Source organism: Burkholderia sp. 22088, from assembly GCF_052045915.1.
GTDB lineage: Bacteria > Pseudomonadota > Gammaproteobacteria > Burkholderiales > Burkholderiaceae > Burkholderia > Burkholderia cepacia.
The window spans coordinates 355,643-370,056 of record NZ_JBQEPY010000003.1; the positions used below are offsets into that span (position 1 = coordinate 355,643).

At 67.5% G+C, this 14,414-nt stretch carries 14 protein-coding genes; 7 read left to right on the plus strand and 7 right to left on the minus strand.

Going from position 1 to position 14,414, the window contains the following annotated elements; genetic code table 11:
• Positions 1-3: 3 nt before the first annotated feature.
• Together kdpC and kdpA are read right to left on the minus strand one after the other, a co-directional pair.
• The gene (gene kdpC, locus ACTJLD_RS07460) at positions 4-702 is read right to left on the minus strand and encodes a potassium-transporting ATPase subunit KdpC (protein WP_440658434.1); all 699 of its coding nucleotides are present in this window, start codon (positions 700-702) and stop codon (positions 4-6) included.
• A gap of 10 nt (positions 703-712) precedes the next feature.
• Positions 713-2,416: a potassium-transporting ATPase subunit KdpA gene (kdpA, locus tag ACTJLD_RS07465; protein WP_176316934.1), complete on the minus strand. Its 1,704-nt coding sequence runs from the start codon at positions 2,414-2,416 to the stop codon at positions 713-715.
• On the opposite strand from kdpA, the gene ACTJLD_RS07470 reads away from it, so the two are divergent.
• The 4 genes from ACTJLD_RS07470 to hutC all read left to right on the plus strand — a co-directional run bounded on the left by ACTJLD_RS07470 (position 2,415) and on the right by hutC (position 5,435).
• A complete protein-coding gene (locus ACTJLD_RS07470; RefSeq protein ID WP_440658435.1) occupies positions 2,415-2,762 on the plus strand; it encodes a hypothetical protein in 348 nt (115 codons plus the stop codon). The genes kdpA and ACTJLD_RS07470 overlap by 2 nt on opposite strands.
• Positions 2,763-2,970: 208 nt before the next feature.
• Positions 2,971-3,285: a hypothetical protein gene (locus ACTJLD_RS07475; protein WP_227893763.1), complete on the plus strand. Its 315-nt coding sequence runs from the start codon at positions 2,971-2,973 to the stop codon at positions 3,283-3,285.
• Between the two features lie 144 nt (positions 3,286-3,429).
• A complete protein-coding gene (locus ACTJLD_RS07480) occupies positions 3,430-4,557 on the plus strand; it encodes a porin (RefSeq protein ID WP_175757135.1) in 1,128 nt (375 codons plus the stop codon).
• A gap of 182 nt (positions 4,558-4,739) precedes the next feature.
• Entirely contained in the window at positions 4,740-5,435 is a 696-nt protein-coding gene (gene hutC / locus ACTJLD_RS07485; protein ID WP_060065241.1) for a histidine utilization repressor, read from the plus strand.
• 15 nt (positions 5,436-5,450) lie between these two features.
• Here hutC and ACTJLD_RS07490 read toward each other — a convergent pair whose 3' ends face one another.
• Complete coding sequence (locus tag ACTJLD_RS07490) at positions 5,451-6,692, minus strand: glycosyltransferase (RefSeq protein WP_440658436.1); 1,242 nt, start codon at positions 6,690-6,692, stop codon at positions 5,451-5,453.
• Positions 6,693-6,786: 94 nt separating this feature from the next.
• Here ACTJLD_RS07490 and ACTJLD_RS07495 point away from each other — a divergent pair, with 94 nt between their 5' ends.
• Both ACTJLD_RS07495 and ACTJLD_RS07500 read left to right on the plus strand, forming a co-directional pair.
• Positions 6,787-7,407 carry a TetR/AcrR family transcriptional regulator gene (locus ACTJLD_RS07495; protein ID WP_060083359.1) on the plus strand — a complete coding sequence of 207 codons (621 nt, stop codon included), beginning with the start codon at positions 6,787-6,789 and terminating at the stop codon, positions 7,405-7,407.
• A gap of 250 nt (positions 7,408-7,657) precedes the next feature.
• Positions 7,658-8,011 (plus strand): hypothetical protein, encoded by a 354-nt coding sequence (locus tag ACTJLD_RS07500; protein ID WP_136469306.1) that lies wholly within the window; start codon positions 7,658-7,660, stop codon positions 8,009-8,011.
• Between the two features lie 37 nt (positions 8,012-8,048).
• On the opposite strand, the gene ACTJLD_RS07505 is transcribed toward ACTJLD_RS07500, so the two are convergent.
• From ACTJLD_RS07505 to ACTJLD_RS07520, 4 genes are all read right to left on the minus strand, one after another.
• A complete protein-coding gene (locus tag ACTJLD_RS07505; RefSeq protein ID WP_440658437.1) occupies positions 8,049-8,879 on the minus strand; it encodes an alpha/beta fold hydrolase in 831 nt (276 codons plus the stop codon).
• Positions 8,880-8,988: 109 nt separating this feature from the next.
• Positions 8,989-9,906 carry a LysR family transcriptional regulator gene (locus ACTJLD_RS07510; protein ID WP_021157347.1) on the minus strand — a complete coding sequence of 306 codons (918 nt, stop codon included), beginning with the start codon at positions 9,904-9,906 and terminating at the stop codon, positions 8,989-8,991.
• A gap of 185 nt (positions 9,907-10,091) precedes the next feature.
• Positions 10,092-10,337, minus strand: coding sequence for a DUF3717 domain-containing protein (locus tag ACTJLD_RS07515; RefSeq protein ID WP_042973317.1), 246 nt, complete (start codon positions 10,335-10,337; stop codon positions 10,092-10,094).
• Positions 10,338-10,600: 263 nt separating this feature from the next.
• Entirely contained in the window at positions 10,601-12,136 is a 1,536-nt protein-coding gene (locus ACTJLD_RS07520) for an amino acid permease (protein WP_321878207.1), read from the minus strand.
• Positions 12,137-12,743: 607 nt separating this feature from the next.
• Here ACTJLD_RS07520 and ACTJLD_RS07525 point away from each other — a divergent pair.
• Positions 12,744-14,276: a sensor domain-containing diguanylate cyclase gene (locus ACTJLD_RS07525; protein WP_440658438.1), complete on the plus strand. Its 1,533-nt coding sequence runs from the start codon at positions 12,744-12,746 to the stop codon at positions 14,274-14,276.
• The last annotated feature ends 138 nt before the right edge of the window (positions 14,277-14,414 follow it).

Below are 14,414 nucleotides of genomic sequence, written 5' to 3' on the forward strand. Positions count from 1 at the left end.
CCATTACTTCGCGCCGGCCGCCTGGCCGAATGCGCGATCCAGCGCGAGGTTCAGGTCGAGCACGCGCACGCGCGGTTCGCCGAGCACGCCGAGCTGGCGCGGCGATGCGATGCGTTCGACCAGCGCCGCGACCTGTGCGGCATCGACGCCGCGTGCCTGCGCGACGCGTGCCGCCTGCAGCCGCGCGTTCGCCACCGAGATCTCGGGATCGAGCCCCGATGCCGACGCGGTCACGGCATCCGCCGGCACCGGCGTGCCGGCGGCGAGCGCGTTCTCCTGCCGGTACGCGCGTACCCGCTGCGCGATATCCGCGAGGAGCTTCCTGCTGGTTGCCCCCTGGTTGCTGGCGCCGCTGCCGGCCGCGTTGTACGGCTGTTCGACCGTCTTCGACGGATCGGCCGGATCGGTGCCGGTCGTCGCGCTTGGCCGCCCGTGGAAGTAGCCCGCGCGCGTGAAGGACTGCCCGATCACCGTCGAGCCGATCGTCGTGCCGTTGCGCTCCACGAGACTGCCGCGCGCCTGCGACGGGAACAGCACGTTCGCGACGCCCGTGGTGAGCAGCGGATACGCGATGCCCGTGACGAGCATGAACAGCACCGACGATGCGATCACGGGCCGCACGAGGCCGCGCGTCGCCGCGCCGAACGAAGAACCGGGTGCCGGCGCGGCGGCGGCCGCTGCCCGGCGATTGCCTTGCATCATGATGTTTTCCTCAGAACAGTTGGCCGCCCGACATCAGCAGGTGCTCGACGACCGGGCCGAGCGCGAGCGCGGGCAGGAACGTGAGGCCGCCGACGACCAGGATCACGAAGACCAGCAGGCCGGCGAACAGGCCCGTCGACGTCGACAGCGTGCCCGCGCTTTCCGGCACGCTCTTCTTCGCGGCGAGGCTGCCCGCGACCGCGAGCATCGGCAGCAGCGTCAGGTAGCGGCCGATCAGCATCGCGAAGCCGATCGTCGTGTTGAAGAACGGCGTGTTCGCGTTCAGGCCCGCGAACGCGGAGCCGTTGTTGGCGGTGCCCGACGTGTACGCGTACAGCACCTCGCTGAAGCCGTGCGGGCCGAGGTTCGCGAGGCTGTCCATCGTCGAGTGCAGCATCGCGGCCAGCGCGGTGAAGCCGAGGATGCTGAACGGATGCGCGAGCACCGCGAGCATCACGAGCTTCATCTCGCGCGCCTCGATCTTCTTGCCGAGGAATTCCGGCGTGCGCCCGATCATCATCCCGACCAGGAACACCGTGAGGATCGCGAACGTGAACAGGTTGATCAGCCCGACGCCGTCGCCGCCGAACACGTTGTTCAGCATCATCTGCGCGATCGGCACGAGGCCGCCGAGCGGCGTCAGCGAGTCGTGCATCGCGTCGACCGAGCCGGTGGTCGCGGCGGTCGTGACGGTGGCGAACAGGCTCGTCTGCGCGATGCCGAAGCGCATCTCCTTGCCTTCCATGTTGCCGCCCGGCTGCGCGGCGCTCATCTGCTGGTCGACGCCGAGCCCGGCCACGAGCGGATTGCCGTGCTGCTCGGCCGAATAGATCACGGCCAGGAAGCCGACGAACATCACGACGAACGCGCCGAGGATCACCCAGCCCTGGCGGCGCCGGCCGATCATCGTGCCGAGCGTGTACGTCAGCGCGGACGGAATCAGCAGCATCGACAGCATGTGCAGCGTGTTGGTGAGCGGCGTCGGGTTCTCGAACGGATGCGCGGCGTTCATGCTGAAGAAGCCGCCGCCGTTCGTGCCGATGTGCTTGATCGATTCGAGGCTGGCAACGGGCCCCGTCACGATCTGCTGGCGCGCGCCTTCGAGCGTGGTCGCCCATGCATCGGATGCGAGCGTCTGCGGCATGCCCTGCCACACGTACACGAGCGCCATCGCGAAGCTGAGCGGCAGCAGCACGCGATAGGTCACGCGCGTGAAGTCGACCCAGTAGTTGCCGATGTCCGCCGCGCTCTTGCGGCTCAGCCCGCGGATGAAGCCGCCCGCGGCCGCGATGCCGGTCGCCGCGCTGGCCACCATCAGGAACGTGATGACGGCCATCTGCGAGAAGTTCGACAGGCTGCTCTCGCCCGCATACGCCTGCCAGTTCGTGTTCGTGATGAACGACGCGGCGGTGTTGAACGCGAGGTCCGGGCTTTGCGCGGCGCGCTGCAGTGCATCGAACGGCAGCGTGTCCTGGATGCGCAGCAGCAGATAGCCGAGCAGCATCATCCCGGCATTGCTGAGCAGCAGCACCATGCCGTAGCGCTGCCACGACATCGCTTCGTCGGGATTCACGCCGAGCAGCGCATAGGTACGGCGTTCGACCCACGCGTGGCGCGGGCTCGTAAAGGCGTGCGCGAGCCATTTCCCGACGACGGGCACCAGCGCCAGCATGATCGCGAGAACGATCGCGAATTGAATGAGATTGTTGAACATGTCGACGCTCGCTCAGATCCGGTCAAGGCCGGTGATGAAACCGGCCGTCAAGGCAAAGAACGCGAGCGTGAACAGAATGAAAAGCAGATCGCTCATGACATCCACCGATATTTTTCGAATTCCTGTTGAATCGCGCCGATCAATACCGCTCGGGTTTGATCAAGGCATGAAACAGATAGATAAAGAGCGCGAGCGACAGCGCGCCGGTGATCCACAACATGGCTTTCCCCTTTTTTCATATGCGCGGCGACACCGCGCGCTCGTCGGCGTGGCGAGCCTTGCCTTGCCGGCGCAGGCCCGTTTGACGCCCCCATGCTCGTCTGGCGAATGGGATGCGACAGTGTAGAAATCCGCGTATCAAAGCGGTGTTCAATTTCTTTACAAGGAATAAAAAAGCCGTAAAGACGAAAGCCGGCCGACGGGGCATTTTTATGCGTTCTTTTCAGGGCCCGCGCGAGTCTATACACCGTATCGTCACCGCGATTCCTAGAATGGGCGGCATGTCAAAGACGAGATCTCCGCGGTGCGGAGCACGATGCGACCGGGGTGCCAGCATGAAACCGACCAGAACCGAAACCGCTGCTTCACGCGCTCTGCCGCCCGTTCGTTCGCGGCGCCGGTACCCCGCCGACGAGCGCGTGCTGCTGTCGATCCGCGTCGAATCCGACAACCTCGCCGTCGTGCGGCGCCTGCTGCACCAGGCGGTCGGCGCCGCGCTCAATTTCTACACGGCCGCGATCGACAAGCGCACCGGGCGCGCCTGCATCGAGCTCGAGGTCGCACGGTCGCAGGCATCGCCGGCCGTCCTGTCGATCCTCCGCCTGCTGCCGGCCGCCGAGTTCGGCACGATCCGCCTGTTGCAGCACTAGCGGCGTTCGCCGCGGCCGCGCGTGACACGCGTCACGCGCCGCCTCTCCTTTTCAACGATTCATCGATTCGAACGCGTGTTCCGGCGCGAACGCGCGACGAATCGTCGTTCCCGTCGCGACGGGCCTTTCCAGGAAGCACTCGCAATGAAAAAAGCAGTCGTCGGTACCCTTTCCCTCGTGTTCTTCGGCGCCGCCGCGCATGCGCAAAGCAGCGTCACGCTCTACGGGATGCTGGATGCGGGCATCGCCTATACGAACAACCAGTCGGGCAAAAGCGCGTGGCAGCAAGGCAGCGGCCTGCTGTCGAATACGGTCTTCGGCCTGAGCGGCAACGAGGATCTCGGCGGCGGCCTGCATGCGCTGTTCCGCCTCGAGAACGGCTTCAACCTGAACAACGGCACGCAGTCCTACCGGAACACGATGTTCGGCCGCCGCGCGTACGTCGGCCTGCAGAGCGACCGGTACGGCGCGGTGACGCTCGGCCGCCAATACGATGCCGTGGTCGACTACCTCGGCCCGCTCGCGATGGCGAACAACGGCGACGGCAACAATCTCGCGTCGCATCCGTTCGACAACGACAACATCGACGATTCGTTCTACATCGACAACGCGGTGAAATACACGAGCCCGACGCTCGCCGGCTGGCAGTTCGGCGGCCTGTACGGGTTCAGCAACGCGGCCGGCGGCTTCGCGAACAACCGCGCGTACAGCGCGGGCGTGTCGTATGCGAACGGGCCGGTCAGCCTCGGCGCCGCGTACCTGCAGCTCAACCGCGGCGGGCTGACGGCCGGCGGCGCGCTGTCGACGAACGACGGCCCGAACTTCCCGGCCGTGCGCCAGCGCGTGATGGGCGCGGGCGGCAGCTACGCCTTCGACCGGCTGACGGTCGGCGCGCTGTGGACGCACTCGATGTTCGACGAAACGGCCGCGTCGTCGCTGCCCGGCGCGCTGAACGCGCTGCGCTTCGACAACTTCGAGGTCAACGCGCGCTACACGCTGACGCCGGCCGTCTCGTTCGCGGGCGCCTATACGTTCACCGACGGCCGCTACGACGACGCCACCGGCAGCCACCGGCCGAAATGGCACCAGGTGACGCTGATGGCCGACTACGCGCTGAGCAAGCGCACCGACGTGTATGCGGAGACGGTCTACCAGCACCAGTTCGGCGTGCCGTCGGGCGCGACGCTCGGCTTCGCGAACGTGACGGGGCTCGCAGCTTCGTCGACCAACACGCAGGTGGTCGCAACGGTCGGCATCCGGCATCGGTTCTGACCGCGCGCGGACTGCCGCGGGCCGGCCGCTCTGTGCAATCCCGCATGGACGCGCGCCGGCCGAACAGGGATCATTCGGGAAATCCGGGCCCGCACGCCCGCGAAACCGGTACACTCGGCGCCGGGCGCGCGCCGGATCGGCATTCGGCGGCGGGCCGCCGCCGACTCTGGAATCGTGATCCCATGACCACACCGATCTATCAGGAAATCAAGGACTTCATCCTCGCGCGCATTCATGCCGGCGAATGGGCGGAAGGCGACCAGGTGCCGTCGGAGAACGAACTCGCGCGCGAATTCAACGTCGCGCGGATGACCGTGAACCGCGCACTGCGCGAACTGACCGCCGAGCAGGTGCTCACGCGCACGCGCGGCTCCGGCACGTACGTCGCGTCGCCGAAGTATGAATCGACGCTCGTCGCGATCCGCAGCATCTCGGACGAAGTCGCCGCGCGCGGCCACGGCTATCGCGCGCAGGTGCTGCTGGTCGGCGCGGCCGTTGCCGACGCGAAGCTCGCCGACGAACTGCAGCTCGACACCGGCAGCCCGATCTTCCATTCGCGCGTGCTGCACTTCGAGAACGACACGCCCGTGCAACTCGAGGAACGCTGGGTCAATCCGGCCTGCGCGCCCGAATACGCGTTGCAGGACTTCACGACGACGACGCCGAACCAGTACCTGACGCGCGTCGCGCCGCTGCAGCGCGTCGAATACCGGATCGAGGCCGCGATGCCCGACGCCGAAACACGCCGCCACCTGACGATGGACGACCGCGAGCCGTGCCTGCTGCTGCATCGGCGCACGTGGTCGCAAGGGATGGTCGCGTCGGTCGCCAACCTGTGGCACCCGGGCAGCCGCTATCGCTTCACCGGGCATTTCTGACGTCGACGCGCGGGCTCACCGCGCGCCCGGCCGTCCCCAGCGCTCGATCGCACTGACGGCCAGCGTCAGGCCGTCGTCCTGCGCGATGCGCGCGCCGAGTTCCGTTGCGCGCGCCTTCGTGTCGCCGCGCTCCGCGAACGCGATGGCCCCCGCAAGCGCGGCGGCGTCCACGCGCCGCCCCGCGACCGGCGCATCGGCGACGCCGAGCCGCTGCAGCCGGTTCGCCCAGAAGAACTGATCGCCCGCGAACGGCACGACGACGGACGGAATGCCGGCCCGCGCAGCCGAATGCGTGGTGCCCGACCCGCCATGATGGATCGCCATCGACACACGCGGGAACAGCCGGTCATGCGGCGTATCGCCGATCACATGAACGTGCGCGGGCAGCATCGACGCGTCGATACCGCTCCAGCCCGGATGGAACAGCGCACGCCGGCCGGCGAGCGCACGCACGAGTGCATCGGCCATCCCGGCACGATCGAAGCCGGCCATGCTGCCGAAACCGATGTACACGGGAGGATCGCCCGCATCGAGAAACGCCGCGAGATCAGGCGGCGGTTCCCATGCACGTGCATCGATTCGCCACTGGCCGCAGGCCAGCGCCTGCGACGGCCAGTCGGCCGGGCCCGACAGCAGTGCCGGCGACACGCCGTACAGCATCGGATGATCGGTCCACACCCGCCTGCGCGGCGGCAACCCGCACACGCTCGCGCGCGCCGCGTTCGTCGACTTCCTGAACGCCTGCCACAGCAGCGCGTTCACGAACCGGTGGCTCGCGCGGTTCAGCCAGCGCGGCACCTTCCCCGGCGGCAGGAACGGCGATGCGAATGCCGCGGTGGGCGTAATCGGGATCATGCCGGCGCCGATCGCCGGCACGCCGCGATACTCGGCAACCGACAAGCCGACGAACGATACGAGCCCCGACACGAGGATCGCGTCGCACCCGGCCGACGCATCCGCGACCTGCCGCATCCACGCGGCCGTGTTCGCATTGGCGATCGCCGCGAGCGCCTTCGACGTGTCGTTGAAGCCGCCGCGCCCGCGCACCGCATCGGCCAATGCGCCCTCCGGCGCAATCGCGCGGCGGATATCGCCGGACAACGCCGCCGACGGCACGCCGAGCATGGCGGCCGAGCCGAGCGTCGCCGCGTCGGCCAGCAGCCGGACGTCATGGCCGGCATCGATCAGCGCACGACCGAGCGCCGCGAGCGGGCGCGTGTCGCCTTCGGTGCCGTAGGTGGCGATGACGAGTTTCATGCGTGACTCCTTGCACCCGACGGCGGCAGGTGGATTCATAAAAGTGCACGTCGTATACTAATGCAATTCGTACACTTTTATCCGCTCCCTCGCCATGCCGACTCCGACCGACGATCCGGGCCGCCGCGCGCGCAAGCGCATCCAGATGCTCGCGCACCTCGCCGCCACCGGCGCACGCCTGTTCGACGCGCACGGTTACGATGCCGTCACGATGGAGCAGATCGCCGCGCAGGCCGATGTCGCGAAGCGCACGCTGTACAACCACTTTGCGACGAAGGAAGCCGTGCTTGCGCACTGGCTCGAAGGCGAGCTCGCGCGCGATCTCGCCCATCTGCAGCGCGATGTCGCGCGGCGCAAGACGTTCGTGTCGCGCATCGGCTGCGTGCTCGATGCATCGGCCGCGTGGTGCGAGCAGCATCCCGCGTACCTGCTCGCGTATCTGCGCCATCGCTTCCTGAGCATCGGCGTGGCCGAACCGGAAAGCGACAACGAGAACGGCAGCGATATCGCGCTCGTGTGGCAGCAACTGATCGCAGCCGGGCAGCAATCAGGCGAACTGAACGGCACGCTGCGGGCCGACCAGCTCGCGACGTGGTTCCATCACCTGTATCTCGCGGCGATGCTGCGCTGGCTGACCGTGCCGGGCCTGTCGCTGAAACGGGAATTCCAGGCGGTCGCGAAGCTGTTTGTCGAAGGCGCGGAAGCGAAACGCTGAACGGCGCCGGTGATGCATCGAGCGACGCAGAACCGGCCAGCGCAGCGCCTCCGGTGAATACGGTGCGATAGCCGCGTCGCGCGGCGCATACGCATTTTTACGACGAACGCATGCATCGCATGCCAAATTTCCCGCGCGGCAGTATGCTGGCGACGTACGGCTGCGCACGACGCTTCGGGTAATCCCTGTATCGGCACATCGTCGCGCGGCCGTCGCGACCGCAATCATGCGTTGCAAGGAGGGATTCGTGATGGCAACCACGCATCAGCACTTCCACCTCGAACTACGGCACGCCACCGCGCCGACCTATTTCATCAGCTACCTGTTTCCCGCCTTGCTGTTCGTCTACGAACTGCTGCGCGTCGGCCAATGGATCCGCGATCACGGGATGCAGTTCGCCGCGTTCAAGCAGATGGGTTACGAGTATCTGCTGATGCTGCTGTTCGTCGGACTGCAGATTCTCGTCGAGGCGATCTTCCTGCTCGGCGCCGCGATGCGCCGCGACAATCGCGACTTCGAGCACCGGCTGCCGAACGTGATCCTCGGTATCGGCTGTTCGATCGCGCTGCTCGCGATCGACCTCGCGATCCAGCTCGCCTTCTGACGGCCGGCGGGCCCGCGCCCGCCGACGGCAGCCGCGCTCAGGCGAGCGCGTCGCGCAGGAACGTCGCGATGGCGGCCAGCACGTCGTCGGTCCGCTCGCGGTGCGGCATGTGCCCGCATCGGCCGAGCAACAGATACGACGACGGCCCCGCGACGCGCGCGGCGATCCGCTTCGGATGCACGTCGGATCCGTATTCGTCGTCTTCGCCGTGAATCGCGAGCGTCGCGCATTGCACGCGCGGCAGATCGTCGTCGAGACTCCAGTGGCGAAACGCCGGCGACAGCCACGTGTCGACCCACGCGCGCAGCACCCATTCGGCCTTGTCGCCGTGATAGCGCGCGAGCCGGTCGAGCTGGCCCGGCTCGTCGAACTGCTGCCCCGCGTCGCGAATGCCGGCCAGCGTGCGATCCTCGACGAACGCCTGCGCGGCGATCGTCACGAGCGCACGGCAACGCGCCGGATAGGCGGCGGCACACCCGACCGCCATCCCGCCGCCTACGCTGTGCCCCAACGCGACGAACGCATCGATATCGAGTTGGTCGAGCAATGCCGCGAACGCATGATCGGCCTCGTCGCGCACGAACGTCGTGCCGAGCTTCCCCGGATGCCGATCCGAACGGCCGAAACCGAGGCGGTCGTAGGCGATCACGTCGCGCTGCGTGGCGCTCGCGAGCTGCGCGGGGAAGTCGCGCCACAGGTCGACGCAGCCGAGCGAATCGTGCAGCAGCACGATCGGTGCGGCCGGCTTAGGCGCGGCCGGCTCGCCCGTACCCGCTGCCCGTTGCGCCGGGCCGCCGCGCCAGCGTTTCGCAAAGAGGCGCCCTTGCGGCGTCTCGACGGTTGCCTCCTCGATCGGAATGTCGGTCATGTGCCTGTCGTCTGCATGAAAGCGGCCGCACCTCGGCGGCCTTGTCGGATCCGGCGATGTTGGCCCGCGCCCGCGCCCAGCGTCAAGCAAGCCCCCACCGCCCGCGCGTTCATTCGGGCTGCGGCGGCAGATACTCCATCTGCGCCTCGTCGTACAGCCGGTAGATCAGCGCCTGCATCGCGCGGATGTCCTCCGATTCGTCGAGCATCCGCATGCTCATGATGATCGGCGACACGAGGTTCGGATCGTCGAGCGGCTTGTAGCTGATGTCGTCGCGCTTCAGCCCGTACACGCTGTGCGGCACCACCGACACACCCTCGCCCATCGCGACGAGACCGAGCGCGATCTGCAGTTCGCGCGTCTCGTAGATCTTGCGCGGCTGCAGCGCGCGATCGTGAAAGGCCGCGAGCACCTGGTCCGCATAGCTCGGGCGCGGCGCCTTCGGAAAGATGATCAGCGTGTCGTTCACGAGATCGTGCAGCGACAGCACGGGCTTCGCGCTGTCGAGCACATGGCCGACCGGCAACGCGACGATCATCCGCTCCTCGCGCAGCACGACGCGTCGCACGCTCGGGTCCTCGTGACGGATGCGCCCGAACCCGACGTCGATGCGCCCTTCCTTCAGCGCCTTGATCTGGTCCATCGTCGACATCTCGTGCAGGCTCAGCTCGACGGCCGGATACTCGCTGCGAAAGCGCCGGATGATCTTCGGCAGCATCCCGTACAGCGTCGAGCCGACGAAGCCGACCGACATGCTGCGTTCGATCTTGCCGACCCGCTTCGTCATCGATTCGAGCTCGGTCGTCTGTGCGAGCAGCTGCACCGCGTGCGAATAGAAGAAGCGCCCCGCGTCGGTCAGCTTCAGCGGCCGCGCGTTGCGCTCGAACAGCGGCACGCCGAGCGCTTCCTCGAGCTGCTGGATCTGCCGGCTCAGCGGCGGCTGCGCGATATGCAGCCGTTCGGCCGCCCGCGTGAAATTCCGCTCTTCGGCAACCGCGACGAAGTAGCGGAGGTGTCTCAACTCCATGTTCGATGTCTCCCGGACAGCGATCCGGCGGTCAACCCTGGCCGGACGATGTCGTCACGATACCGCAGGCGGCGCAATCCGCCACGCGCGGCCCCGGCGCCGTGCCGCCCAAAGCAAAACGGGAAGCCCGCGAGCTTCCCGTTGCCTGATCGACGCCGCGGCACGGCGGCGTCACGCGCCGTCCGTCACACCTCGGTCGCGTAGAGCGCGTCGCGCTGCGCGTCGCTCAGCGAGTCGAGCGGCACGTCCGGCAGCTGGTAGCAGATCATCGTGCCGTACAGCTCCGCGAGGCAATTGCTGCCGGCGTCGAGCGCGTAGCCGTCCTCGCCGTCAGGCGCCGGCGGGTACACTTCGCGCCACGCGTTGATCGCGGCTTCGATTCGCACGATGGAAACGGGTCCGGCCTTCCGCTCGGCGGGTGATGCGCTCATGAATTCCTCTGGGTTGCGCGCTCCGCGGGCCGTATCGGCCCGGACGGAACGATGAAAACGCCGGGCATCTCGCCGGCCGCCGCACCGCGCGCGCGCCGGATGCCGATCCGCGCTGCGCGCCTCGCGCCGGCCGGGCCGTGGCCCGGTAGGGTCGGGCAATATAACCGGCTTTGACCCCGTGCAGGCAAAAGCCGGGCAAAAAAACGGGAAGCGCGCGGCTTCCCGTTTCATCGCATGCCGCGCGGCTGTACGCCGCGCCCGCGTCAGCCCGCGGTTTCGCGGTTCGCCACCGGCTGCCGCTGCGCGCCGCGGCTCGCGGCGACCCACGGCGCGATTTCCATGTCCTCGTAGCGCACGAAACGGCTCTTCTTCAGGAACCGGAAGCCGAGCCACACGACGAGGAACAACGGAATGCCGATATAGGTCGCGGCCACGCCGGCCCAGTCGATCCGGTTCGCGAGGAACGCCTGATAGTCCTGCCCGAGCGCGATCACGAGGCACAGCACGAATGCGAACAGCGGGCCGAACGGGAACCACTTCGACTGGTACGGCAGCTGGTCGAGCGCGTAGCCCTGCTTCACGTACCCCTTGCGGAACCGGTAGTGGCTGACCGCGATGCCGAGCCATGCGATGAAGCCCGTCATCCCCGACGTGTTCAGCAGCCACAGGTACACGGTCTTGTCGCCGTACAGCGACGTGAAGAAGCACAGCGCGCCGACGGCCGTCGTCGCGTACAGCGCGTTGCGCGGCACGCCGCCGCGCGACAGCTTCGCGAAGATCCTCGGCGCACGGCCTTCGGTCGCGAGGTTGTAGAGCATCCGCGTGGACGCGTACATGCCCGAGTTGCCGGCCGACAGCACGGCCGTCAGGATCACCGCGTTCATCACGCCGGCCGCGAATGCGAGGCCCGCGTGGCGGAACACGAGCGTGAATGGGCTCACGCCGATGTCGGTCACGTCCGTCTTCAGCAGGTTCGGGTCGGTATAGGGAATCAGCACGCCGATCACGAAGATCGCGAACACGTAGAACAGCAGGATCCGCCAGAACACCTGGCGCACCGCGCGCGGGATCGTCGTGCGCGGGTTTTCCGATTCGCCGGCCGCAACGCCGATCAGCTCGGTGCCCTGGAACGAGAAGCCGGCGATCATCGCGACGCCCATCAACGCCGGCAGGCCGCCCGCGAACGGCGCGTCGCCGATCGTCAGGTTGCCCCAGCCATTGCTCGGCGCGCCCTTCAGAATGCCGAAGATCATCAGCAGGCCGACGCCGATGAACGCGACCACCGTGACGACCTTGATCAGCGCGAACCAGTATTCGGCCTCGCCGAAGCCGCGCACGGTCAGCGCGTTGAGCAGGAACATCACGCCGAGGAACGCCGCGCTCCACCACACGCCCGGGACGTCCGGAAACCAGTAATGCATCACGAGCTGCGCGGCGACGAGTTCCACCGCGATCGTCACGGCCCAGTTGTACCAGTAGTTCCAGCCGAGCGCGAAACCGAAGCCCTCGTCCACGTATTTCGCGCCGTAGGTCGCGAACGAGCCCGACACCGGCATGAACGCGGCCATTTCGCCGAGGCTCGTCATCAGGAAGTAGACCATCAGGCCGATCAGCATGTACGCGACCATCGCGCCGCCGGGGCCGGCCTGCGAGATCGACGCGCCGGACGCGACGAACAGGCCCGTGCCGATCGAGCCGCCGATGGCGATCATCGTCAGGTGGCGCGCCTTCAGCGCGCGATGAAGCTTGGGTGGGTTCGCGGACGAACCGGGTTGGTCGGATTTCGGAAGTGCGGACATAAACGAGACGAACGTTGAGCGGGCCGGCATCCGTAGCCGGCGCATGCGGAATCGGAGCGCGGGGCGCGTCCTGCGATGCATTCGATGCGGCCCCGATACGCGTTGCGCGGCGGGCGCCTGCGGCGAAGCGCGGATTCTACCTGATTCGTCACGGGGACAGCTCGGGTGCCGCCGCCCGCGGCCGCTCCGGAGATTTCGCAGAATCAAGGGGTTGGCCGCGTCGCGACCGGGTCAGGCCGGGCCGGCCGGGCCGTCGCCGCGCTCCGATGCAAAAACCATGCACTCCGGGCGGTCATCCCGTTTTCCTCTCCCAGGTGTTTCTCCACTGCCTTGTCGCAATCCGCCAGCTACCACGCCGGCAGACATAATCGCCGGGTAATTACGGGATTATTCAGACAAAATGACCGATATCGGCAATTGATTCAAATCAAATCACCCGCACCTAAAGCGGTAACGATGCGTAACCGTTTTGAATCACCGCCCCGGCATGCATGTTTTGCATGCGCACACGAATGTCTGGAATTCGCGAGATAATGCGGCCCGATTCGAAATCAACAGCGAGCGGAATCGCCAACGACGCGAAATCCGCCGCCCGCCACCCTCGAGGATGAAGTCATTCACGCTGCCCGCCACGCTGCGCCGCCATACGGCGTCGATCGTGGCACGCATTCTGTCGCCCCGCGGCGTACTCGTTGCGGGGATTTTGCTGCTGATGTTCAGCTGGGGGCTTTCCACGGCGCTTTTAATCGAGGCGCGGCGCGACGCATATGAGCATGCGGTCGAAAATGCACGCAACCTGATGCTGCTGATCGAACGCGATATCGCGCGCAATATCGAGCTCTACGATTTGTCGCTGCAGAACGTCCTCGACGGCGTGGCCGATCCGGAACTGACGACATTACCGCCCCGCCAGCGCCATCGGCTGCTGTTCGACCGCGCCGCCACCGGCGAATATCTCGGGTCGCTGTTCGTGATGGATGCGCACGGCAATATCGTGATCGATTCGAGCGCGTCGCCCGCGCGGCAAGGCAACTTTGCGGATCGCGACTATTTCACCGTGCACCGCAACGATGTCGCGCAGGGCCTCTACATCAGCCGGCCGTACGCATCCCGGCTGCGCGGCGGCGCGCTGACGATCGCGCTCAGCCGCCGGATCACGCTGCCCGACGGCTCGTTCGGCGGCATCGTCGTCGGCACGCTCAGCATCGACTACTTCCGCGCGCTGCTCGACGGCCTCGCGGTCGGCAAGCACGGCAGCGCGGCAATCGCCGAGCTCAACGGCACGCTCGTGAGCCGCCTGCCCTACGACGCGCGCGTGGTCGGCATCGACCTGCGCAGGTCGCCGCTGTTCATCGAGGCGCTGCGCAGGCGGGAAGGCGTGCTGTCGGGCGTCGGCAGCATCGACGGCGTGCGGCGCGTCTATGTTTACAAGCATCTCGCCGGCCTGCCGCTGATCGTCGACGTCGCGCCCGCCGAGGTCGACATCTACGCGTCGTGGCGCCACCGCGCGATCTGGACCGTCGTGCTGATGTGCCTGTTCACCGGGTTCATCGCGTGGGGATCGCTGGCGCTGTCGCGCGAACTGACGCGCCGGCAGGTCGCCGAATCGAAGTTGTACCGGCTCGCGCACACCGATGCGCTGACGGGCCTCGACAACCGCGGCACGTTCGACACGGTGCTCGCGAAGGAGGCGCAGCGGGCGTCACGCAGCGGCCGCCCGCTGTCGGTGCTGTTCGTCGACGTCGATCACTTCAAGGCGTTCAACGACTACTACGGCCACCCGGCCGGCGACGACGTGCTGCGGCGCGTCGCGCAAACCGCGTCGCGCTGCCTGCGTCGCGACGGCGATCACGTCGCGCGCTACGGCGGCGAAGAATTCGTCGTCACGCTGCCCGACACCGATGCGCAAGGCGCGGTGACCGTCGCCGAAGGCATCCGGCGCGCGATCGCGGAGCTCGGCATCGAGCACGTGAAAAGCCCGTACGGGCGTGTCACGGCGAGCATCGGCGCGGCGACCGCCGCCGACGGCCGCCTGAACGCCGCGACGCTGCTGCGGCGTGCCGACGAGGCGCTGTACCGCGCGAAGTCCGGCGGACGCAACCGCGTGCTGGAAGCGCAGCCGGGCACCGCGGACGCATGACATCGCGCTGACGTGACGCGAAACCGCGCGGCGGCCGGCCCCGCTGGACGACCGCGCCGTGGACAGCCCTGCCGCGTTCGGCTAGCGTTACGTCTGCTGCGCACGCGGCGCGGCGCCGGCCCGCGCAGGCCGCGATGC

Coding starts and splice junctions, on each gene's coding strand:
- kdpA (WP_176316934.1), bottom strand. CDS start 2,416: ATGTTCAACAATCTCATTCAATTCGCGATCGTTCTCGCGATCATGCTG.
- ACTJLD_RS07510 (WP_021157347.1), bottom strand. CDS start 9,906: ATGGAGTTGAGACACCTCCGCTACTTCGTCGCGGTTGCCGAAGAGCGG.
- ACTJLD_RS07480 (WP_175757135.1), top strand. CDS start 3,430: ATGAAAAAAGCAGTCGTCGGTACCCTTTCCCTCGTGTTCTTCGGCGCC.
- ACTJLD_RS07495 (WP_060083359.1), top strand. CDS start 6,787: ATGCCGACTCCGACCGACGATCCGGGCCGCCGCGCGCGCAAGCGCATC.
- ACTJLD_RS07500 (WP_136469306.1), top strand. CDS start 7,658: ATGGCAACCACGCATCAGCACTTCCACCTCGAACTACGGCACGCCACC.
- ACTJLD_RS07505 (WP_440658437.1), bottom strand. CDS start 8,879: ATGACCGACATTCCGATCGAGGAGGCAACCGTCGAGACGCCGCAAGGG.
- kdpC (WP_440658434.1), bottom strand. CDS start 702: ATGATGCAAGGCAATCGCCGGGCAGCGGCCGCCGCCGCGCCGGCACCC.
- hutC (WP_060065241.1), top strand. CDS start 4,740: ATGACCACACCGATCTATCAGGAAATCAAGGACTTCATCCTCGCGCGC.
- ACTJLD_RS07520 (WP_321878207.1), bottom strand. CDS start 12,136: ATGTCCGCACTTCCGAAATCCGACCAACCCGGTTCGTCCGCGAACCCA.
- ACTJLD_RS07475 (WP_227893763.1), top strand. CDS start 2,971: ATGAAACCGACCAGAACCGAAACCGCTGCTTCACGCGCTCTGCCGCCC.
- ACTJLD_RS07525 (WP_440658438.1), top strand. CDS start 12,744: ATGAAGTCATTCACGCTGCCCGCCACGCTGCGCCGCCATACGGCGTCG.
- ACTJLD_RS07470 (WP_440658435.1), top strand. CDS start 2,415: ATGTCGACGCTCGCTCAGATCCGGTCAAGGCCGGTGATGAAACCGGCC.
- ACTJLD_RS07515 (WP_042973317.1), bottom strand. CDS start 10,337: ATGAGCGCATCACCCGCCGAGCGGAAGGCCGGACCCGTTTCCATCGTG.
- ACTJLD_RS07490 (WP_440658436.1), bottom strand. CDS start 6,692: ATGAAACTCGTCATCGCCACCTACGGCACCGAAGGCGACACGCGCCCG.